The 19,810-nt window shown below is 69.1% G+C and carries 17 protein-coding genes; 9 read left to right on the forward strand and 8 right to left on the reverse strand.

Annotated elements, in window-relative coordinates:
* The first annotated feature begins 174 nt into the window (after window positions 1-174).
* A complete protein-coding gene (locus tag ACW4TU_RS24555) occupies window positions 175-480 on the forward strand; it encodes a hypothetical protein (RefSeq protein WP_457430283.1) in 306 nt (101 codons plus the stop codon).
* On the opposite strand, the gene ACW4TU_RS24560 is transcribed toward ACW4TU_RS24555, so the two are convergent.
* The 4 genes from ACW4TU_RS24560 to ACW4TU_RS24575 all read right to left on the reverse strand — a co-directional run bounded on the left by ACW4TU_RS24560 (window position 462) and on the right by ACW4TU_RS24575 (window position 5,211).
* A complete protein-coding gene (locus ACW4TU_RS24560) occupies window positions 462-1,130 on the reverse strand; it encodes a hypothetical protein (RefSeq protein WP_457416932.1) in 669 nt (222 codons plus the stop codon). The genes ACW4TU_RS24555 and ACW4TU_RS24560 overlap by 19 nt on opposite strands.
* Before the next feature lie 72 nt (window positions 1,131-1,202).
* Entirely contained in the window at window positions 1,203-2,033 is an 831-nt protein-coding gene (locus tag ACW4TU_RS24565; RefSeq protein ID WP_457416933.1) for a DUF6193 family natural product biosynthesis protein, read from the reverse strand.
* Window positions 2,034-2,122: 89 nt separating this feature from the next.
* Window positions 2,123-3,337: an IS110 family RNA-guided transposase gene (locus ACW4TU_RS24570; RefSeq protein ID WP_457416934.1), complete on the reverse strand. Its 1,215-nt coding sequence runs from the start codon at window positions 3,335-3,337 to the stop codon at window positions 2,123-2,125.
* Between the two features lie 344 nt (window positions 3,338-3,681).
* Window positions 3,682-5,211: an APC family permease gene (locus ACW4TU_RS24575; RefSeq protein WP_457416935.1), complete on the reverse strand. Its 1,530-nt coding sequence runs from the start codon at window positions 5,209-5,211 to the stop codon at window positions 3,682-3,684.
* Window positions 5,212-5,355: 144 nt separating this feature from the next.
* On the opposite strand from ACW4TU_RS24575, the gene ACW4TU_RS24580 reads away from it, so the two are divergent.
* Both ACW4TU_RS24580 and eutC read left to right on the forward strand, forming a co-directional pair.
* Window positions 5,356-6,750: an ethanolamine ammonia-lyase subunit EutB gene (locus ACW4TU_RS24580; protein WP_457416936.1), complete on the forward strand. Its 1,395-nt coding sequence runs from the start codon at window positions 5,356-5,358 to the stop codon at window positions 6,748-6,750.
* Window positions 6,747-7,538, forward strand: coding sequence for an ethanolamine ammonia-lyase subunit EutC (gene eutC, locus ACW4TU_RS24585; RefSeq protein ID WP_457416937.1), 792 nt, complete (start codon window positions 6,747-6,749; stop codon window positions 7,536-7,538). The genes ACW4TU_RS24580 and eutC overlap by 4 nt, the downstream gene beginning before the upstream one ends.
* A 62-nt stretch (window positions 7,539-7,600) precedes the next feature.
* Here eutC and ACW4TU_RS24590 read toward each other — a convergent pair whose 3' ends face one another.
* The gene (locus ACW4TU_RS24590) at window positions 7,601-8,491 is read right to left on the reverse strand and encodes a diacylglycerol kinase (RefSeq protein ID WP_457416938.1); all 891 of its coding nucleotides are present in this window, start codon (window positions 8,489-8,491) and stop codon (window positions 7,601-7,603) included.
* A gap of 195 nt (window positions 8,492-8,686) precedes the next feature.
* Between ACW4TU_RS24590 and ACW4TU_RS24595 the strand changes: the two genes are divergently transcribed.
* The gene (locus tag ACW4TU_RS24595; protein WP_457416939.1) at window positions 8,687-9,970 is read left to right on the forward strand and encodes an adenylosuccinate synthase; all 1,284 of its coding nucleotides are present in this window, start codon (window positions 8,687-8,689) and stop codon (window positions 9,968-9,970) included.
* A 133-nt stretch (window positions 9,971-10,103) separates the two neighbouring features.
* Here ACW4TU_RS24595 and ACW4TU_RS24600 read toward each other — a convergent pair whose 3' ends face one another.
* On the reverse strand, window positions 10,104-12,095 hold the full coding sequence (locus tag ACW4TU_RS24600; RefSeq protein ID WP_457416940.1) for a YncE family protein: 1,992 nt from the start codon (window positions 12,093-12,095) through the stop codon (window positions 10,104-10,106).
* Window positions 12,096-12,368: 273 nt separating this feature from the next.
* Between ACW4TU_RS24600 and ACW4TU_RS24605 the strand changes: the two genes are divergently transcribed.
* On the forward strand, window positions 12,369-14,204 hold the full coding sequence (locus ACW4TU_RS24605; RefSeq protein ID WP_457416941.1) for a bifunctional metallophosphatase/5'-nucleotidase: 1,836 nt from the start codon (window positions 12,369-12,371) through the stop codon (window positions 14,202-14,204).
* A 72-nt stretch (window positions 14,205-14,276) separates the two neighbouring features.
* Here ACW4TU_RS24605 and ACW4TU_RS24610 read toward each other — a convergent pair whose 3' ends face one another.
* Window positions 14,277-15,572: a hypothetical protein gene (locus ACW4TU_RS24610; protein ID WP_457416942.1), complete on the reverse strand. Its 1,296-nt coding sequence runs from the start codon at window positions 15,570-15,572 to the stop codon at window positions 14,277-14,279.
* 347 nt (window positions 15,573-15,919) lie between these two features.
* Between ACW4TU_RS24610 and ACW4TU_RS24615 the strand changes: the two genes are divergently transcribed.
* Together ACW4TU_RS24615 and ACW4TU_RS24620 are read left to right on the forward strand one after the other, a co-directional pair.
* Window positions 15,920-16,891, forward strand: a complete 972-nt coding sequence (locus ACW4TU_RS24615) for a DMT family protein (RefSeq protein ID WP_457416943.1) — start codon at window positions 15,920-15,922, stop codon at window positions 16,889-16,891.
* Between the two features lie 13 nt (window positions 16,892-16,904).
* Entirely contained in the window at window positions 16,905-17,609 is a 705-nt protein-coding gene (locus ACW4TU_RS24620; protein WP_457416944.1) for a hypothetical protein, read from the forward strand.
* A gap of 10 nt (window positions 17,610-17,619) precedes the next feature.
* Here ACW4TU_RS24620 and ACW4TU_RS24625 read toward each other — a convergent pair whose 3' ends face one another.
* Window positions 17,620-18,387, reverse strand: a complete 768-nt coding sequence (locus ACW4TU_RS24625; RefSeq protein ID WP_457416945.1) for a GbsR/MarR family transcriptional regulator — start codon at window positions 18,385-18,387, stop codon at window positions 17,620-17,622.
* Window positions 18,388-18,629: 242 nt separating this feature from the next.
* Here ACW4TU_RS24625 and ACW4TU_RS24630 point away from each other — a divergent pair, with 242 nt between their 5' ends.
* Complete coding sequence (locus ACW4TU_RS24630; RefSeq protein WP_457416946.1) at window positions 18,630-19,301, forward strand: DUF4097 family beta strand repeat-containing protein; 672 nt, start codon at window positions 18,630-18,632, stop codon at window positions 19,299-19,301.
* A gap of 112 nt (window positions 19,302-19,413) precedes the next feature.
* Window positions 19,414-19,803, forward strand: a complete 390-nt coding sequence (locus tag ACW4TU_RS24635; protein WP_457416947.1) for a hypothetical protein — start codon at window positions 19,414-19,416, stop codon at window positions 19,801-19,803.
* Window positions 19,804-19,810 lie beyond the last annotated feature (7 nt).

Below are 19,810 nucleotides of genomic sequence, written 5' to 3' on the forward strand. Positions count from 1 at the left end.
ATCAGGCGACAGCAGATCAACTCAAAGACTAACGAACCACCCACTGGCAGCGGGCGCCAGCGCCAGACTCATCCGGCAGGCACTGCGGAGCAGCGAGGAAGACACATCGTGGCCAGGATCGTAGGCCCGTTCTGGAAGTCGTCGTATTCCGGAGCGCAGGGCAACTGCACTGAGGTGGCCCTCACGGCCGTCGGCGGCCGAGCCGTACGCGACAGCAAGGACCAGGCCGGCGGCCCGATGCTCACCTTCCCCCCCCGGCGGCTGGCAGGCGTTCCTGGTCGGTGTCGGGGCCAAGCCCGGGGAATTCGGCCGCTGCGTGCGAGGCTGAATCTCGTGTCAGCGGGGCCCGTGACCGCGTCCAACCCGCGGTGCTCGCGTGCGCTGCGTGGTTCGACGCTCAGCGGGGACGGCCGGTGGGCGCGTTCCTCAACGCCATCGCGGTGGATCCGACAGGTCGGCTCTCAGCGGGCCTGCGGATAGCCGATCTCGGAGATGTCCTGGGCCAGGTCCGCGAGGGTGACCTCGATGTTCAACGACGACACGAGTTCCTGGTCCAGCGGCCGCAAGGCATACACGTCACTCACCGTTTCCAGATCCACAGAGACCTCGTAATAGTCCTCGGCGAAGCGCTGGAACGCTTCGGGTGAACGGTCGACCAGTAGCCGGAACAGGCCCGTGGCCCCATCAGGGTCGGCACGGTTCGGGGGGAAGTCGATCGTGCCGTGGTGCCACTGATCATCCGTCACCTCCCGCCACAAGCAGGCCGTCACGACGGGCACGTCGTCCTCATCGGTGAACGCCGGTTCCTGGACGAAGGGCTTGAAGACGTCGGGAACATCGTCAATCACTACCGGCCAGGGCTCGCCATCATGGCCGTACGGGCTCATCGGTGATTCGTGGTCGAAGCCGCGGACATAGCCCCCTGCGGCCGAGAACACGATGGAGTACTCGTCTCCCGACCCGTTGCGCATCGAGGCCATCTCCTCGCCTTTGGCCCAAGCGGCGTTGAAGGAGTGGTACCGGCTCTCCCAGTCCGGGCTCAGGATCGCGTCGAGCATCGCGAGCGAGCGGCACAGGTCCCGAAGGTCGGCGATGGCGGGAAGTCGGCGAGCTACGTCATAGACAGTCACGGGCTCATCCAAGCGGATGCCTCTGAGGGATTTCCTTCTCTGGGTGATCGTCTCCCGGCCGGTGGTTTCACTTCAGGGATGTTGCGCCGTGGGGAGCAGGGATCTTAGGTCTGGACAGTGGCCCGTTTCTCTATTCGAGAAGCAGATCCGCAGGGCCTTCCACTGCTGGGCCACAGCCGTCGGGCAGACCTTCGACCACAGACGCGACGGCCTCCTCGGGGGTCTGAGGGGAGCGATACGGAATGTCTCGACCCTTGGGGCGCGTTGTGCCCTCCAGCCGCCTCCGAACTGGGGAAAGAGGCTGGGGACGTCGTAGGACCACGGGGCGTGGGTGCAGCGGCTGAACTGCAGACTCCCGTGGCTGATCAACGGAAAGAGGCTCCGCAACAGCGGGTTCGCGTACGCCGCTTCGACGATATCGTGGTCGATCAGCCGATCCGGGGTGTTTCGTACTATCTGCCATTTGAAGGCAACAGCCTCACCTCGCTCGTGAGCCAAGGTGAGCTCGTCGATCTCGAGGAACGGCCACTTGTCGCCCAGTTCGCGGACTGAGGCCCCTGCCTGCCATGCGTGCGCGATGTTGACGACGGTCTGCAGTTCGGCGGTTCGGCCGCTGGCCGCTTCTCCAACCCCGGTCCACCATATTCGGATGCCGAAGACTCGCTCCTGCTCGCCGAGTGTCACGACAACCGAGCCGCGGGACGCGTCCACGCTCGCGACGATGAGTCGCCAGCTGTCTGTCGCAGACTCGGTGCCGCTGACGGTGCCGAGATCGACATGCATGTCGGCGGCGGCATTGCGAAGGGCTGCCACCCAGTTGCCGTTGGCTGTGGCCACTTCCGGATAGAGCAGTGGATCTGGCTGGATAGCAGGTGGGTAGCCTGCCGGGTGAAGGGCGTCCATGCTGGTGATTGTTGCGGGTCGCGCGCAGTGCCACCAGTCGCGTCTTCAGCCGCGCCGGGCGTTCGATCCAGGTGAAGCTCCTATTGCTGTCAAGCGGTCTGGATCCAGTCGCGGTAGGCATGAGCGAGGTCGTCGTCTCGGCTGAGGCCTCGTTCAAGTCTCGAGATGGTGGTGGGCCAGACCCCGAAGTGCTGGGCCACTGCTGTGAGGGTGATGTTCCGGGCTTGCCGTAGGGGCCGCAGGTCGGCGATGCCGGGGACGGTGACGGTGGTGGTGAGGCAGCGGAAGACCTCCCTGGCAATGGCTCGTTTCAGGAGCCGGATGATCTCCTTCTTCGTCCGGCCGGCTGTGGTCTGCCGTGCCGTGTATGTGCGGGTTCTGGCGTCGCTGGACATGCGGACGAGGGCGATGCGGTAGAGAGCGGCGTTGGCATCCCGGTCTCCGCCCCGGGACAGGCGGTGCCGGTTCGTTCTGCCGCTGGAGGCGGGGACCGGGGCGACGCCGCACAGGGCGGCGAAGGATGCCTCGGTCCGCATGCGTTCGGGATTTCCTCCGGCGGTGACCAGCAGCTGCGCCGCGGTGTCGGGGCCGACGCCGTAGGCGGCTCGCAGGCCGGGGTTGTGCGCGCTGACCTCGCTGTCCATGGCCCGTGTCAGGGCTTCGTGTTCGGCGGTCAGTTCCTTGACGCGTCGGGCGAGGCTCTTCAGCGCGGTGAGGACCGCGTTGTGCACCGCGTCCCCGGTCGGTCGCAGCCGGGCCAGGGCATCCGTGCGGTCTGTCCCTTTGAGCTGCGCGTATCTGGCGCGGATGGCTTCGGGCGCGGTGACGAGGAGGTTGGTGATCTGGTTCAGGGCGGCGGTGCGGGCCTTGACTGCGGAGCGGGCGGCGTTGTGCAGGGCGCGTATGCCGGCGACGGTGTCGTCCTTGGGAGCGCCGGAGGCCCGCCCGGACAGGGCGGCGCGGGCGGCGGCGTAGGCGTCGATGGGGTCGGACTTGCCGCTGCGGCGGCGTTCGGCCCGGTCGGGCCGGTTGACCTCGATGACCGGGTGCCCGTGCGAGCGGGCGGCGCGGGTGAAGCCGGCGCCGTAGGAGGAGGTGCCTTCCACGCCGATCGCGCTCACACGGCCGTGGGCGTTCAGAAAGGCCAGGGCCGCAGCGTATCCGGCAGCGGTGGTGGCGAACTCGGCGTCGGCGAGGTGGCCACCGTTGTCGCTGATGACCGCGACGTGAATGGTGTCGGCGTGGGAGTCGACACCGCCGAACACGTCCTGGTCCGCGGTGTCTTTCACGACCTCTGATGTCATGCTGATGGTGCCTTCCCAACCGGAGGTGGGCACCGGCCGGGTGGCGCAGACAGGACAGTGAAGGGGCTTGTGGCCAAGCTCCTATCAGGTCATGTTCCGCCCGGCCGGAGCCATGAGAACAGACTCCGGCGGCCGGACAGTACACCACAAGGACAGCCCAGCAGGGCGTCAGTCAGACCCCGAGCCACGGCCGCCGGAACCTGAGTATCAGCATCACTGTCAGACCCCCTGCCCCCAGCCCCACCTTCACCCGCACCGCGAGCCCGGCGCCAGGGCCGACGCAGGTACCCTGCGTCGGCCCCGTCCGAGGGGGTGCTCGATCCGCGTCCTCAACTCCCTTACCGCTAGCGCTCCTTGGTCTCCTCCAGTACCGTCCGCCCCAGCAGTGCGTACCGTTCGGGGGCGCGGTGTTTGAGGTAGGTGGCGTAGCCGATGCCGGCCGCCGCGACCAGTGCGACCAGCCATGGCGTCGCCTTGAGGATCAGTGAGCCGGACTCCGTGCCCGCCGCGGCGCCCATGTTGGACACCAGGAGCACCACCACCGCGAGCATCGCCACGCCGCCGACGAGCGGGGCCGTGAACGTCCGGAACCAGTGGCGGCTCTCCGGGTGGTTCTTGCGGAAGTAGGCCAGGACCGCGAAGGAGCAGACGGCCTGGACGACGAGGATCGCCATCGTGCCGAGGATGGCCAGCAGGACGTACGTACCCGTGTACGGGTCCTTGTGCGCGGCCCAGAAGGCGAGCAGCAGGAGGGCGCTGATGATCGTCTGGACGAGGCCCGCGATGTGCGGGGAGCCGTGGTCGGCGTGGGTGCGGCCGATGGTCCGCTTGAGGGAGGGGAGTACGCCCTCGCGCCCCAGGGCGTACATGTAGCGGGCGGCGCAGTTGTGGAAGGCCATGCCGCAGGCCAGCGAGCCGGTGATCATCAGCCACTGCATGACGACGACCGCCCAGTGGCCGACGTAGTGCTCGGTGGGGTCGAAGAACAGGGCGAGGGGGTTCGAGGACGAGGCCGCCGCGACGGCTTCCTTCTCGCCGTTGCCCGTGATGGCCATCCAGGACACGAAGACGTAGAAGACGCCGACGCCCAGGACGCTGATCATCGTCGCCTTGGGGATGATCTTCTTCGGGTCGCGGGACTCCTCGCCGTACATCGCCGTCGACTCGAAGCCGACCCACGACCAGAAGGCGAAGAAGAGGCCGAGGCCGGCGCTGGTGCCCTGGAAGGCGTTGACCGGGTTGACCGGGGCGAAGGTGAAGCCGTTCGGGCCGCCGCCGTGCAGGGCGACCGAGATCGCCATCGCGGCGAGGATCGTCACCTCGGTGCCGAGGAGGACGATCAGCAGCTTCTCGGCCACCGACACCCCGAACCACGTGCCCGTGGCGTTGATCGCGAGCATGACGATCGCGAACAGCCACCAGGGGACGTGGGCGCCCGTCTGGTCCTTGATGGTGTCGGTGGCGAAGGTCGAGAAGATGCCGATCAGGGCGGGCTCGAAGACGACGTACGCGAAGGTGGCGAGCAGCCCGGAGGCGAGGCCGACCGTGCGGCCGAGGCCGTAGGAGATGAAGCCGTAGAAGGCGCCGGTTGACGTGATGTGCTTCGCCATCGACGTGAAGCCGACGGCAAAGATTGCCAGGACGACCATTGCGACCAAGTAGCTCGCCGGGGCGCCGATGCCGTTGCCCGACGACACCATGAAGGGCACGTTGCCCGTCATCGCGGTGATCGGCGCGGCCGTGGCGACGGCCATGAAGACCACGCCCAGCAGGCCGATCGCGTTCGGCTTCAGCCGGTGGACCGTGCCGCCGTCGTCGGCACCCGGCCCTGTTCTCGTATCGTCCGCCGGGGCTACGCCCTCGTCCACTGCCATCGGGTGGCCCCTTCCTGGTTGTGCTGTCGATGGAGTGGAACTCTGTAGTCCGAATGAGTCGGTCAAGGGTGTCGGCGCGTTAAATGTTTGTCAACCAGACCTTTAGAAATCTGGCGGCAACACGTGGCTCGTACGGTCATCGCCATGAGCACGTACACCTCCACCCTCGGCGGTCACCGCTACCGCTTCGACTCCCTCGCGCGCCTGCTCGCCGCCGCGAGCCCCGAGCGCTCCGGTGACCGGCTGGCCGGCCTCGCCGCGGACTCCGCGCAGCAACGGGTCGCGGCACGCTGGGCGTTGGCGGAGGTGCCGCTGGCTCAGTTCCTCGCCGAGCCGGTGATTCCGTACGAGGACGACGACGTGACCCGGCTGATCGTGGACACGCACGACCTGGCCGCCTTCGCACCGGTGGCAAGGCTGACCGTGGGCGGGTTCCGGGAGTGGCTGCTGTCGGAGGCGGCGGACGCGCAGGCGCTGGCCGCCGTGTCGCCGGGGCTCACGCCCGAGATGGTGGCGGCGGTGTCCAAGCTGATGGGGAACGCCGACCTGGTCGCGGTGGCGAGGAAGGTGCGGGTGGTGACCGCCTTCCGGTCGACCATCGGGCTGCCGGGGCGGCTGGCCACCCGCCTCCAGCCCAACCACCCGACCGACGACCCGGCCGGCGTCGCGGCGGCCCTGCTGGACGGTCTGCTGCTCGGCTCGGGCGACGCGGTGATCGGCATCAACCCGGCGACCGACAGCCCGAGGGCGGTCCGCGACCTGCTGGAACTGCTGGACGGGGTCATCCAGCGGTACCAGATCCCCACGCAGTCGTGCGTTCTGTGTCACGTCACGACGAGTGTGGACCTGATGGAGCGGGGGGCGCCGGTCGACCTCGTCTTCCAGTCCATCGCGGGTACGCAGGCCGCGAACGCCTCGTTCGGGGTGACCCTGGGGCTGCTGGACGAGGCGTACGCGGCGGCGGGGGAGCTGAACCGGGGGACGGTCGGGCGCAACGCCCTGTACTTCGAGACCGGGCAGGGCAGCGCGCTGTCCGCCGACGCGCATCACGGCGTCGACCAGCAGACGGTGGAGGCGCGGGCCTACGCGGTGGCCAGGCGCTACGACCCCCTGCTGGTGAACACGGTGGTCGGCTTCATCGGCCCCGAGTACCTCTACGACGGCCGCCAGATTCTCCGCGCCGCCCTGGAGGACCACTTCTGCGGCAAGCTGCTCGGCCTGCCCATGGGCCTGGACATCTGCTACACGAACCACGCCGACGCCGATGACGACGACGTGGCGACGATGCTCACCATGCTCGGGGTCGCGGGCGCGTCCTTCGTGATCTGCACACCGGGCGGCGACGACATCATGCTCAACTACCAATCCGCCTCGTACCACGACGCGTTGTACCTCCGCGAGGTCCTCGGGCTGCGCCCGGCACCGGAGTTCGAGGCGTGGCTCGACGGCATCGGCCTGCTGGACGAGCGGGGAGCGATCCGGGACGTCTCCGGTACGGCACATCCGCTGACGGCCATCGGAAAGGAACTGGCGGCATGACGGATCGTCAATTGACCCCTGTGGCCGATGACTTGACCATGTGGGCTGCGCTACGGCGGCACACGCAGGCCAGGATCGGCCTCGGCCGCGCGGGCTCGGCCCTCCCCACCCGCCACCGTCTGGAGCTGCAGGCCGCGCATGCCGCCGCCCGGGACGCGGTGCACTCTCCCTTCGAACCGGAGATCGTCGCGGCCGGCCTGACAGGCGAACCGACGGTACGGGTACGCAGCGCCGCCGGTGACCGGCTGACCTACCTCCAGCGCCCCGACCTGGGGCGCCGCCTCGACGACATCGACCGTGCCCATCTCCCCGGCGGTGACTGGGATCTGGTGTTCGTCGTGGCCGACGGGCTGTCCAGCCGGGCGGTGCACGAGCACGCGGCGCCGATGGTGCGGGCGACGACGGCACTGCTGGACCCGGGTCTGCGGGTGGCTCCGGTGATCCTGGCCGAGCAGGCGCGGGTCGCCCTCGGCGATGACGTGGCCCATGCGATGGGCGCCGCGATGGTGGTCGTCCTGATCGGCGAACGGCCCGGGATGTCGGCGGCGGACTCGCTGGGCGCGTATCTGACGTACGCCCCGCGGCCGGGTACGACCACGGACGCGGACCGCAACTGCCTGTCCAACATCAGGCCGCCGCTGGGCCTCACCTATGAGACGGCGGCGGCGAAGCTGGCGGCGCTGATGGGGAGGGCGCGGGAGCTGGGTCTGACGGGGGTGGCGCTGAAGGACGAGTCGGGCCTTTCAGCCCGTCCGGCGATTGAGGACAAGGCCCGTTCAGGGCCGTAGGGGGGTCTGGGGGCGCAGCCCCCAGGGACGGGACGGGTAGGGGCGGCGGGGGCGGAAACCCTTCAGGTTGGCAGCGTCAGCCCCCACGCACCCTCCCGCACCACCCACGTCCGCCGCCGCACAGGCCCACTCACCACCCCCGCATCCGCCCGGTACCGGAAATCCGCCCCCGACACCGTCACCCGCGCCCCCACCGCCCCCAGCGGAGACGCCTCCGCCCCCACCGACACCGGACGGACCTCCACCCGGGCGCCCCCGGACACCCCGGGTGTCAGGGTCACCGCCTCCACCGGCTGGTCCAGGTCCACGAGGGTCACCCCGTCCACCTCGACGCGCAGCCGTGAGGGCCCGGGGCCGCCCGGCAGCGGGGCCACCCGTGCTCCCCGCGCCCCCCGGACCGGCCGCGCCGCCAGTGTCCGTACCAGGGACTGGTAGCTCCGCAGCCAGGGATGAGCGGCGGCCCCCGTGCCCAGCTCCGCCTCGCCGGAGCCGTCGATGTCGGCCGATTGCCGTAGCGCCGGAATGCGCACCGCGCCCACCACCACCCCGTCGCTGTCGTCGACGAGAAGGTCCAGTCGGCGTTCGGCGCCCTCCAGGACGGCCCGCGCCGCGGCCACCGCGTCGGTCGGGACGCCGAGGGAGTGGGCGAGGGCGAGCCCTCCGATCGCGCCCACCGGGACGATCGACAGTGCACATCCGGCCAGTTCCCGCTGCCGGTGCAGCAGGGCCACCGTCCGCAGCAGGGCCCGGTCGTCGCCGATCACCACCGGCCTCCGGGAGCCCCTCCTGGCCAGTGCCCGAGCGAATTCCTCGGGACTGTCCGGGAGGCACACCTTTGTTCTCGCACCCGCGCTGAGCACGTCTTTCGCAATTCGTACAGACTCGCCGTCCGTCCGCCGGGCGACCGGGTCGATGACCACGAAGAGCTGGTCGGAAGTCGCCACCTCGGTCATGCCTCGCTTCCTCGGGTAGCATCTTTGTGCAAGAGCCCCTTGCGCTATTGCGCCAGGGGCTTGGTCTATTCCGGGGCATCCGGGTCCGACGGGTTGCGGCCGATGACGGTCGCTGGTGTACGAGGCATGAGCCGTGAGCTCAGACGCGTACGCCCCTGGCCTTGGACATGCCCCGCCCGGAAGGGGTGTACGCGCGTGCCCGCACTTGTGCTGCTCGGTGCTCAGTGGGGTGACGAAGGTAAGGGGAAGGCTACGGACCTGCTTGGCGGGTCCGTGGACTATGTGGTGCGCTACCAGGGCGGCAACAACGCCGGCCACACGGTAGTCGTGGGCGATCAGAAGTACGCCCTGCACCTCCTCCCTTCCGGAATCCTCACACCTGAATGCACACCCGTCATCGGCAACGGCGTCGTCGTCGACCCGTCGGTCCTGTTCTCCGAGCTGAACGGGCTGAACGAGCGAGGCGTCGACACGTCCAAGCTCCTGATCAGCGGTAACGCTCACATCATCACGCCGTACAACGTGACCGTCGACAAGGTGACGGAACGCTTCCTCGGGAAGCGGAAGATCGGCACGACCGGTCGTGGTATCGGCCCGACCTACGCCGACAAGATCAACCGGGTCGGCATCCGCGTCCAGGACCTGTACGACGAGTCGATCCTGACGCAGAAGGTCGAGGCGGCGCTGGACGGCAAGAACCAGCTCCTCACCAAGGTCTTCAACCGCCGGGCGATCGAGGCCGCCCAGGTCGTCGAGGAACTCCTCACCTACGCGGACCGGCTCAAGCCGTACGTCGCCGACACCGTCCTGGTCCTCAACCAGGCGCTCGACGACGACAAGGTGGTCCTCTTCGAGGGCGGCCAGGGCACGCTCCTGGACATCGACCACGGCACGTACCCCTTCGTCACCTCGTCCAACCCGACCGCGGGCGGGGCCTGCACGGGCTCGGGCGTCGGCCCGACGAAGATCAGCCGGGTCATCGGCATCCTCAAGGCGTACACGACCCGCGTCGGCGCCGGCCCCTTCCCCACCGAGCTCTTCGACGAGGACGGCGCCGCGCTGCGCCGCATCGGCCACGAGCGGGGCGTCACCACCGGCCGTGACCGGCGCTGCGGCTGGTTCGACGCGGTCATCGCCCGCTACGCGACCCGCGTCAACGGCCTGACCGACTTCTTCCTCACCAAGCTCGACGTCCTCACCGGGTGGGAGGAGATCCCGGTCTGCGTGGCGTACGAGATCGACGGCAAGCGCGTCGAGGAACTCCCTTACTCCCAGACCGACTTCCACCACGCGAAGCCGATCTACGAGACCCTCCCCGGCTGGTCGGAGGACATCACGAAGGCCAAGTCCTTCGCGGACCTCCCGAAGAACGCCCAGGCGTACGTGAAGGCCCTGGAGGAGATGTCCGGCGCACCGATCTCGGCGATCGGCGTCGGCCCGGGCCGCACGGAGACGATCGAGATCAACTCGTTCATCTAGCGCGGACGGGCAGGACGAGCAGGAAGAACGGATGAGGGGCACCCCGTCAACGGGGTGCCCCTCATGTCACGTCACGTCACGTCACGTCACGTCACGTCATGTCATGTCATGTCACTTCACTTCACTTCGTGTGTCAGCTCGTGAAGATGAAGTACTTCCACGCGCCGTGCGTGGTCGTGTTCACGTTGTCGCCCGACGCGCCGTCGAGGTACGACGAGCGGATGCGGAAGCGGTAGCCGATGTCGTGCGTGCCGCCCAGTTCCACGCGGGAGATGCCGGACGAGTCCAGGGCGAAGTACTGGGAGCCGCCGTCGTACCACGAGCCCTCGTAGAAGTACTCGATCTGGAGGCGCTGCTCGCGGTACGGGTACGCCGTCATCGACGTGGTGAACAGCGGGACCGTGGCCTGGTGGAAGTAGGCGTACGTCTGGCCGTACACGTTCTTGTTCTTGTACTGGCGGCTGATCGTCGTCGACACCTTGACCTTGGTGTAGACCGTGCTGGCCACCGTCTTGGGCGCGTAACGCGCGTCGCCCGTGAAGCGTGCCGTCAGACGGGTGTCGCGGGTGAGCTTGTACGTGGCCGAGAAGTCGCCGTTGCGGTTGACCGTGCCGGCCTTGACCAGCTTGTTGGGCCGGTCGGAGCCGTACGGGTCGGCCCAGATCTCGACCTTGCGGTTCTTGTACGTCTTGCCGAGGTGCGCCGTGAACGTGACGCTCTTCGCGTAGTCGTACGTCTTCTTGTTGTTGGAGAGCCGGACCGAGGTCGCCGCGCGCGAGACGTCGACCGTGTCCGAGCCGGAGGACGCCAGGTGGTCGGCGTCACCCGCGTACGACAGCGCGTACGTCACCTTGCCGCCGGCCGGCGGGCTGTTGGTGAAGGAGAACGTGCCGTTCGCCGCGACCGTCGCCGTGCCGATCTTCCGGCCGCTCGGGCTGTCCAGGTCCTTGCGGGTGATCGTCAGCTTGGTGCCCGCCGGGACGGCCACCTTGCTGGTGAGCTTGCCCTTGACCGTGAGCTTCTTCGCCCGGTCGGACTTGGCGGGGGCGGTGACGGAGACGGTGGTGACCGCCTTGGTCGGGTTGTTCAGGACGCGCAGGTCGTACCTGTTGTCCCCGGCGTCCGTCACCGCGAACAGCCGGGACCTGTCCGGTGCCCAGCCGAGGCCCGCCGTGGCGAGTCTGCCGGTGCTGCCTCCGTCGACGAGGTCGTAGTCCCGGACCGAGGCCGCGCGGCCCGGCTTGTAGACGTTCAGGCCCTGGCCGAAGGACGTGTCGTTGCCCGCGGCGACTGTGCCCTCGGGGGCGACGGCCACCGCGTTGGCGGACCCCTGGGTGTTGGAGTACTTGCCGTCCGACGTGAGGTCGGAGGTCTTGTACGTCACGTGGTTGTACGGGTCCTGGGCGGCCACGATGACCCGCCCGCCGTCCGGCGTGACCGAGAGGTCGCGCAGTTCGCTGCCCGCGACGGTCTTGCGCGCGGTGGAGGTCGCGGTGCCCGACGAAACGTCGTACACGCCCAACTCGGTCCAGGCCAGGCCGGGCAGGCCCGCGACCAGGCTGTTTGAGCCCGGCGCGGCGTCCAGCAGGGGAGCGGCGCTCCAGGGCTTGGCCGCGTCGGCGTCCAGGGTGACCTTGTGCTCCGGGTCGGTCAGGTCGACCGAGCCGATGTTGCCGGTGCCCGGGACGCCGTATCCGAACCACAGCTTGCCGCCCGCGAGGGCCACGGACTGGGGGTTCACGTCCCCCGTCGGGTACTGCGCCGACACCGTGACCGTGGCCGGGTCGATGGCTACGATCGCGTCGGCTTTGTCGCTCAGGTCGTCGGGCACCGCCGCGTACAGCGTCTTGGAGTCGGCGGACAGCTCCAGGCCCTTGACGCCGCGCAGGTTGGAGACCTCTGCGACGAAGTTGCCCCGGTAGTCGGTGGCGACGATCCGGTCGCTGACCGGGTCGCTGACGAAGACCCGCTGGTGGACGCCGTCCACGACGATGTCCCCGAACGAGACGATGCCCAGGTCCCGCTGGTCGTCCGCCATGGCGGTGCTCGCGACGCCGGTCGTGAGTGCGACGGAACCGAAAGTGAGTGCGACCGCAAGCGCGGTCGACAGAGTGCGTCTGTGCACGATGATTTCGAACCCCCCGGTACGAAAGCGCCCCAGAAATAGGGCCCTTGGCCCTGAGTGAGCCAGTGGAGAAGAGATTAGGTCACACCACTGACAGAAGGTTCACAGGGGGTTAACGGGACGGGTGGGAGCCCCGCCTTTCGCTGGAATTGACCGGGACATGGCCTGTCATGGCTTGTTCTTGGTTCCTGGGTGACCGGTCCGGGGTCACGATCTACGCGTGTAGCCACCTCTCTGTCGCCCAGCCGTCCCCGCTGCCCAGGAGTCCCCCTCATGCCCATCCCGCCCATGAACCGCCGTCAGTTCATGCACAAGTCGGCCGTCACCGGTGCCGTCATGGCCGCCGCCGGAACCGTCGCGGCAGCCCCCGCGCAGGCCGCCGACCGCCCCGACAGCGCGCACTGCAAGCCGCCCCGCACCTGGTCCTTCTCCATCCTGGGCACCACCGACCTGCACAGCCACGTCTTCGACTGGGACTACTACACGGACGCCGCCTACAAGGACAAGGCCGGCAACTCGGTCGGCGTCGCCCGCGTGGCCACCCTCATCAAGCAGCAGCGCGCGGAGAAGGGCGAGGACCACGTCCTGCTCGTCGACGCGGGCGACATCATCCAGGGCACGTCACTGGCGTACTACTACGCGCGCGTGGACCCCATCCTGGGCACCGGCAAGGGCAAGCGCGCCCCCGAGCACCCCATGGCCATCGCCATGAACGCCATGCGCTACGACGCCGCCGCCCTCGGCAACCACGAGTTCAACTACGGCATCGACACCCTCCGCAAGTTCGAGAGCCAGTGCCGTTTCCCGCTCCTCGGCGCGAACGCCCTCGACGCGAAGACGCTTCGGCCGGCCTTCCAGCCGTACACCGTCAAGCGCATCCGGGTCCCCGGCGCACCGGACATCAAGGTCGGCATCCTCGGCCTCACCAACCCCGGAATCGCCCTGTGGGACAAGGACAACGTCGCCGGGAAGATGACGTTCACCGGGCTCGTCGAGCAGGCGAAGAAGTACGTCCCGAGGATGCGCGCCCTCGGCTGTGACGTCGTCTTCCTCACGGATCACTCGGGCCTGGACGGCAGTTCGTCGTACGGGACCGAGCTGCCGTACGTCGAGAACGCGTCGAACCTGGTGGCGGAGCAGGTGCCCGGGATCGACGCGATCCTCGTCGGGCACACGCACACCGAGGTGTCGTCCTACACGGTGACCAACAAGACGACCGGCAAGGACGTGATCCTCTCCGAGCCGTACTGCTACGGCATGCGCCTGACCGTCTTCGACTTCGAGCTCGAACTCGAGCGCGGTCAGTGGAAGGTGACCAGCACGAAGGCGAAGACCCTCAACAGCAACGGGGTCGACGAGGACGAGCAGATCACCAAGCTGCTCAAGGCCGACCACGATCTCGTCGTGAAGTACGTCAACACGGCTGTCGGCACGTGTACGGCGGACCTGTCGGCGGCGGAGGCGTGCTGGAAGGACGTACCCGTCATGGACTTCATCCACCAGGTCCAGATGGCCACCGTGGCCACCGGCCTGTCGAGCGCGGACGCCGCCCTCCCGCTGATCTCGGTCGCCGCGCCCTTCAGCCGCACCGCGGACATTCCCAAGGGTGACGTCACCATCCGCGATGTCGCCGGTCTCTACATCTACGACAACACCCTGTACGGCAAGAAGCTGACCGGCGCCCAGCTCAAGGACTACCTGGAGTTCGCGGCGAAGTACTACCACCAGGTGCCGGTGGGCACGGCCGTCGACACCGCGACGGTGACGAACGCCAACAGCTTCTGGGACTACATGTACGACACGGCCGCCGGCGTCGACTACGAGATCGACATCGCGCAGCCGGAGGGTTCCAGGATCAAGAACCTTTCCTACAAGGGCACTTCGGTCACGGCCGACCAGGTCTTCGTCGTGGCGGTGAACAACTACCGCGCCAACGGGGGTTCCGGGTACCCGCACATCGCCGCCGCCGACATCGCGTACAGCTCGACGAACGAGATCCGCCAGCTGATGATCGACTACGTGACGACGAAGGGGACCCTGGACCCCGCCGACTTCGCGGTCACCAACTGGAAGCTGACGCAGGGCGGTACGGCGGTGTTCCCCGCCTGACGTACTCGCTCCGAAGGAGCCGCTGACGTACCCGCCCCGGCGAGGGTGGGGCGTCAGCGGTCTCGAACTCCCTTACGCGCGGCGCTGCAGCCGTGTGTAGGCGGCCAGGGAGCCTCCGCCGAGCATCAGTGCGGTGCCGCCGAGGGCCAGGACGAGCGTGCCGCCGTTGTCGCCGCCGGTGCTGGCGAGTTGGGTGCCGGTGCCGGCCGGAGTGGTGGCGGGCGCGGTGGATGCGGTGGGCGTGGGCGTGGGCGTGGATGTGGATGTTGGTGTGGGTGTGGCGCCGGTCGATGCGGATGCCGATGCCGATGCCGTTGGTGATGGTGATGCCGACGTGGTTGGGCTCGGGCTCAGGCTCGGGGATGCCGACTGGTCGGCGGTCAGCGTGACCTGGGCGGATGCGGAGCCCACGTATGTACCCCGGAACGGGACGGAGCCGCTTTCGTCGACGATGACGCTCTGGGCGAGGCGGGTCCGGCCGAGCGGCGCGTTCGCCTTCCAGGAGACGCGTACCCGTACGGTGCCGGTGTCGCCCGCCGGGGCCGCGTAGTCGTGGCCGCGCAGGTAGAAGCCCGCGGTGTCGGGTTCGGAGGCCGCGAGCACCGGGGTCAGCGCGGCCCACTCGCCCTCGCGGTACACCTGCACGGTGGTGTGGCGGTCGGTGAACAGGACGCTGCTGACGTCGACGTAGTCGGACGCCGTCGTGTTGGCCACGGTGGCCTCGAACTCGACGGGGGCGCCGCCGGACACGGCCGTGGCGGGTACGCCGGTGAGGGTGGCGGTCAGGCCCTCGACGGGGATGGTGCGCACGTCACGGGCCTGGAGGGCCGAGGAACCGTCGGCGGCCCCCACGGAGGAGGTCAGCTTGACGGACCGGGTGCCGCCGTCGCTGTCGCCGTTGTGCGGCTCGCCCATCGGCAGCCCGAGGCGCAGGTGCAGGACGCGGCTCTCGCCGGGGCCGAGCGTGATGGTGGGCGGCAGCGTCCCCTGGAACGAACCGCTGCGGTACTCCAGCGGCACCTTCTCCCAGGCCCCGTTGTCGGTGCGGTACCAGATGGCCAGGCCGTTCTCCGGCATGCCGGTCCCGGCGTCCGCGACCAGGCCGAGGAGGACGTCCTCCGGCTCGGTCGCGGAGGTGTTGGTGAGCTTCTCGGTGAAGTCGACCGGCTGTCCGGCCTGCCCCAGCGTGCCGGGCCCGTCCACGGCCAGCTCGGTGTGACAGCAGGTCTGCGAAGGCCCGGCCGACGGAGTCGGCTCCCCCGGCGCGGCCCACACGGCGGGCGCGGCGACAGCCACCGAGCCCAGAGACATCAGCGCACCGGCCGCCCCCATGGCGAGTGGGCGACCGATACGGATGGTGCGGAACATGAATCCCCCCGGATTCGCCAAAGGTGTGGTGCGAGGCAGTGCGGTGGTTCAGCGCGCCGCGCCGCGGTGCGGCGCGAGATACGCGAGCGATACGCGACGCGGCACCGATGTGCCTGACCCGTACGTCCTGGTCCGGAGTGAGCCCCTGCGGCTGTAAGACGCCGCCGGGGCCGGATGGTTGCCGGAGAATTGGGGTTTTTATCCGGACTCAATCACTCCGTGACCTGGGGCGATGTCGAGTGGCGCGGGCGCCCGCATCCGATCTTAGCTAGAGAAACGCTTGCGTTTCGATCGGGGTCACCGTAGCTTGTCGGTACGAAACCGTTTCGTATCGATGGGAATGTGCGATGACGAGCTCTCCAGTACTCCTGGCCGTCGCTCTCTCCCTTGTTTCCGCGCTCTGCTACGCCACGGCCGCCGTGATCCAGGAGCGTACCGCCGCCGGAACGGCCAATCTGCGCGGGGTGCTCGCCCGGGGCTCGTGGTGGGGAGCGGTCCTCCTCAACGCCGGCGGCGCGCTGCTGCACGTGGTCGCTCTGCGGTACGGGCCGCTGAGCCTGGTGCAGCCGCTCGGTGTACTGACCCTCGTGGTGGCGGTGCCCCTGGGCTCGCTGGCCGCCCGCCGCCGGACCTCGGGCGGCCAGTGGCGCGGTATGGCCCTCACGCTCCTGGGGCTGACGGCACTGCTGACCGTCGCCGCCTCGGGCAGCGGGCCGGTCGGCGCCCTGAGCACCACCGAGATCCTGCTGGTCGCGCTCGCCGCCGTCACTGTCATCGTGGTGCTCGTACGCCTGGCCTCGGGCCGCTCGGCCATGGGCGGCCTCGCCTTCGCGGCGGCCTCCGGCATCGCTTCCGGAGTCGGCTCCACGCTGGCCCAGAAGCTCGCGGTCGGGGCGGGGATGTCGTGGAGCACGGCGCTGGTCGCGGTCCTCACCGTCGGATTCGCCGCAAGCGGGCTGCTGCTCGCCCAGAAGGCGTACGGCAGCGGTCTCGGCGGCCCCCTCGCGCTGCTCACCCTCGTCAACCCGGTCGCCGCGTCCGCCATCGGCGTCACCCTGCTCGGCGAGGGCTTCCAGTACGGCGCGACCGGCACCCTCCTCGCCCTGGCCGGCGCGGCGACGGCCGCCCACGGCGTGGTCCTGCTCAGCCGGCCCCAGCCCCAGCAAGTACACCCCGCCCGTCTCGACGGGGGCTACGGCCAGCCGCGCGTACCTAGCCGGACAAGCCCGAACGCCGCACCTGTACCCGTACCCGTACCCGTATCTGTGCCGGACCTGCGACCCACCCGGATTCTCACCGGCACGAGCCGGGCGGCCTGAAATGGAGAGCACGATGACGACGCCGATGATGACGCCGATGATGACGATGCCTCAACTGCGCCCTCTGGCGGCCGTACGCGCGGCGGAACTGGTTGACGTGCCCGCGGTGGTACGCATGATCGCGTCGCCCGCATCCGCATCCGCATCCGCATCCGCATCCGCATCCGCATCCGCGTCAACGCTTCCGGAGGGCTCCCTGCCGGACTGGGAGCGGACGAGGAGTGCCATGCGGCTGGTGCTGGCCCACTACGCCCTCGAAGAGGGCCGGATATGGGTGGCCGAGAGGCCGGACGGGGGGCTCCTCGCGGCTGCCGTCTGGCTGCCGCCCGGCGTCGGGTCCGAGCCCCCCGACACCCGCTTCAGCAGCCTGCTCGCCCGTGAACTCGCCACCGGTCCGGACGACTGCCCGGTGCTGCCGATGTGGCTGAAGGACGTAGGGCCCGACCTGCCGCACTGGAAGGTGTTCATCGTCGGCGAACTGCACGACACGAGCGCCTGGGACCACACCGTGGCCGCCGACCTGCTGGCACCGGGCCTGCGAGCCGTCGACGACGACGCGAACGCGACCGCCGTCGCGATCACGATGTCCCCCCGCCATGGGGACCAGTTGAGGTCCCTCGGGTTCCGCGGCCCGAACGAGGTCCACCTCGGGTCCGGCGCGAACGGGTGGCTGACGACTCGTCACCCAGTAGGCGGGGCAGGCCGGTTGAGCGTCTGAGGGGGACTTGTCACCGATCTTCTCGCGGTGGTTCGGTGGCGGCATCGCCCGAATCGCCCGAGGGCGTCGCGGGCTTGGTGTGCAGGATCTCGCGGGCCTGTTCCGCCGCGCGCGCGATGCTCTCGGAGACGAAGTCGAGGAAGCGGGCGATGTTCTCCAGGCGGGCGGCGGCCGGGGTGCCGGAGCCGAGGACGCCGACGCCCTGCCGTGCGATGCCGACGATTTGGGCGGTGGAGCGGGCGCTGGCCATCATCGACTCGTACCAGATGTCGTCGTCGACGACATAGCGCTCGCGGCGACGTTCGCCCGGTTCCCGGCGGACCATGCCCTGGCTCTCCAGGAACGTGATCGCCTTGGACACGGAGGCCGGGCTGACGTCGAGGCGCTGGACGAGTTCGCCCGCGGTGAGGCTGCCGGCGTCGGTGAGGGTGAGGCAGGCCATCACCCGGGACATCATGGTGGGCATGCCCGAAGCGGTGAGGACGGCGGTGAACACCTCCTCGTACTCGCGTACGGCCTCGGCGTCACGTCCGTAGGCGGGAGGCGGCGCCTGCGGCCCCCGGGGTGTGGTGGTTCTGCGCCGGTGGGCGCGGCGTTCGGTGGCGCGGTGAGCCGCCTCGGCGCGGTAGGCGGTGGGGCCGCCGTTGCGCATCACCTCACGCGTGACGGTGGAGGTCGGCCGCTCCAGGCGCCGGGCGATCTCCGCGTAGGCGAGGCCGTCGGCCAGCCCGAGCGCGATCTGCTGACGTTCGGGCTGGGTGAGCCTGCCTCCCGGCATCGCGGTCTCCTTCGCGGTTCCTGCGGTTCCGTAACGCCTCAACCATAGCGTTCACTTCCATTACATTGCAACGCGCCGAGTGTTCGGTGTTGCGTTAAATCGGGAATCGTTGCAACGAAATGTCTGCGTTCAGCTGCGGAAATGCTGAGCGAGTGCAACGCGTATGTTGCCGAATCTATGAACGCAACGTAGCTTTTCCATTGTCAGAAACAAGAGAACGAAATAAGTCCAAGGAGAGCACGATGCAGAAGTTCGACACTCCCGCCCCAATCCTGACCGTCCTCGACATCCCCGCGGGACGCATCCGGTTGATCGCCGCCGACCGCACCGACACCACCGTCGAGGTTCTGCCCGCGGACGCGTCGAAGAGCCGCGACGTGAAGGCGGCGGAGCAGACCACGGTCGCCTACGACGACGGCATCCTGCGCATCGAGGCCGGTCCGGCCAAGAACCGCATCCTGGGCGCCTCCGGATCCGTCGAGGTGACCGTCCAACTGCCCGCCGGCTCCCGCGTCGAGGCGAAGACGGCCAGCGCCGAACTCCGGGGCGTGGGATGGCTCGGCGACGTCACCTACGAGAGCGCGCAGGGCACGGTCAAGCTCGACGAGACCGACAGCGCCCGCCTCACCCTCCAGGCCGGCGACATCACCGTCGGCCGCCTGGGCGGATCCGGCGAACTGCGCACCCAGAAGGGCGACCTCCACATCACCGAGGCCGTACGCGGCACGATCACCCTGCGCACCGAGGCCGGCGACATCACGGTCGGCGCCACCCGCGCAGCCTCCGCGACCCTGGACGCGGCCACCCCGTACGGCCGTATCGACAACGCCCTCAAGAACACCGACGGCGCCACCGCCCAACTCGCCATCCACGCGACCACCGGCCACGGCAACATCAGCGCGCGGAGCCTCTGAACGGGCGGAACGGGTCGATCGCCCGTTTGCCGATTCGGACGGACCGGTGGTGTCCTACCCTCGATTCACGACGTGCACCAGCAGGAGTACGGGAGTACGGGGGAGGGTGTCCGTGGAGCCCATCGCACCTGAATTACTCATGGCCCTCGCCGGGGGAACGGCGGGTGCCGCCGGGCAGCAGATCTGGGCATCGCTGCGTGACCTGGTCAGGCGCCGTCCGACTGCCGGAGAGCCGCGCGGCGAGGGCGAGTTGACGTCCCTCGACGAGGCCGCCGACAGCCCGGCTCGGGCCAGGCAACTGGCCGACGTACTCGCACTGCGCGCCCAGCAGGACCCGGCCTTCGCCCAGGCACTGGACACCTGGCGCAGGGAGGCCGAGGCACTCGGCGGCACCCGAACCGGTGCCGGTGACGTGCACAACGAGATCTCCGGGGGCACGTTCCAGGGCCCGGTCGTCCAGGCCCGGGACATCAACGGGCCTCTGCACTTGGGTGGTTACTGACCTTTTC

This window comes from Streptomyces kryoterrae (genome assembly GCF_054072135.1).

Coding starts and splice junctions, on each gene's coding strand:
- ACW4TU_RS24565 (WP_457416933.1), bottom strand. CDS start 2,033: ATGGACGCCCTTCACCCGGCAGGCTACCCACCTGCTATCCAGCCAGAT.
- ACW4TU_RS24570 (WP_457416934.1), bottom strand. CDS start 3,337: ATGACATCAGAGGTCGTGAAAGACACCGCGGACCAGGACGTGTTCGGC.
- ACW4TU_RS24575 (WP_457416935.1), bottom strand. CDS start 5,211: ATGGCAGTGGACGAGGGCGTAGCCCCGGCGGACGATACGAGAACAGGG.
- ACW4TU_RS24580 (WP_457416936.1), top strand. CDS start 5,356: ATGAGCACGTACACCTCCACCCTCGGCGGTCACCGCTACCGCTTCGAC.
- eutC (WP_457416937.1), top strand. CDS start 6,747: ATGACGGATCGTCAATTGACCCCTGTGGCCGATGACTTGACCATGTGG.
- ACW4TU_RS24590 (WP_457416938.1), bottom strand. CDS start 8,491: ATGACCGAGGTGGCGACTTCCGACCAGCTCTTCGTGGTCATCGACCCG.
- ACW4TU_RS24605 (WP_457416941.1), top strand. CDS start 12,369: ATGCCCATCCCGCCCATGAACCGCCGTCAGTTCATGCACAAGTCGGCC.
- ACW4TU_RS24610 (WP_457416942.1), bottom strand. CDS start 15,572: ATGTTCCGCACCATCCGTATCGGTCGCCCACTCGCCATGGGGGCGGCC.
- ACW4TU_RS24615 (WP_457416943.1), top strand. CDS start 15,920: ATGACGAGCTCTCCAGTACTCCTGGCCGTCGCTCTCTCCCTTGTTTCC.
- ACW4TU_RS24620 (WP_457416944.1), top strand. CDS start 16,905: ATGACGACGCCGATGATGACGCCGATGATGACGATGCCTCAACTGCGC.
- ACW4TU_RS24625 (WP_457416945.1), bottom strand. CDS start 18,387: ATGCCGGGAGGCAGGCTCACCCAGCCCGAACGTCAGCAGATCGCGCTC.
- ACW4TU_RS24630 (WP_457416946.1), top strand. CDS start 18,630: ATGCAGAAGTTCGACACTCCCGCCCCAATCCTGACCGTCCTCGACATC.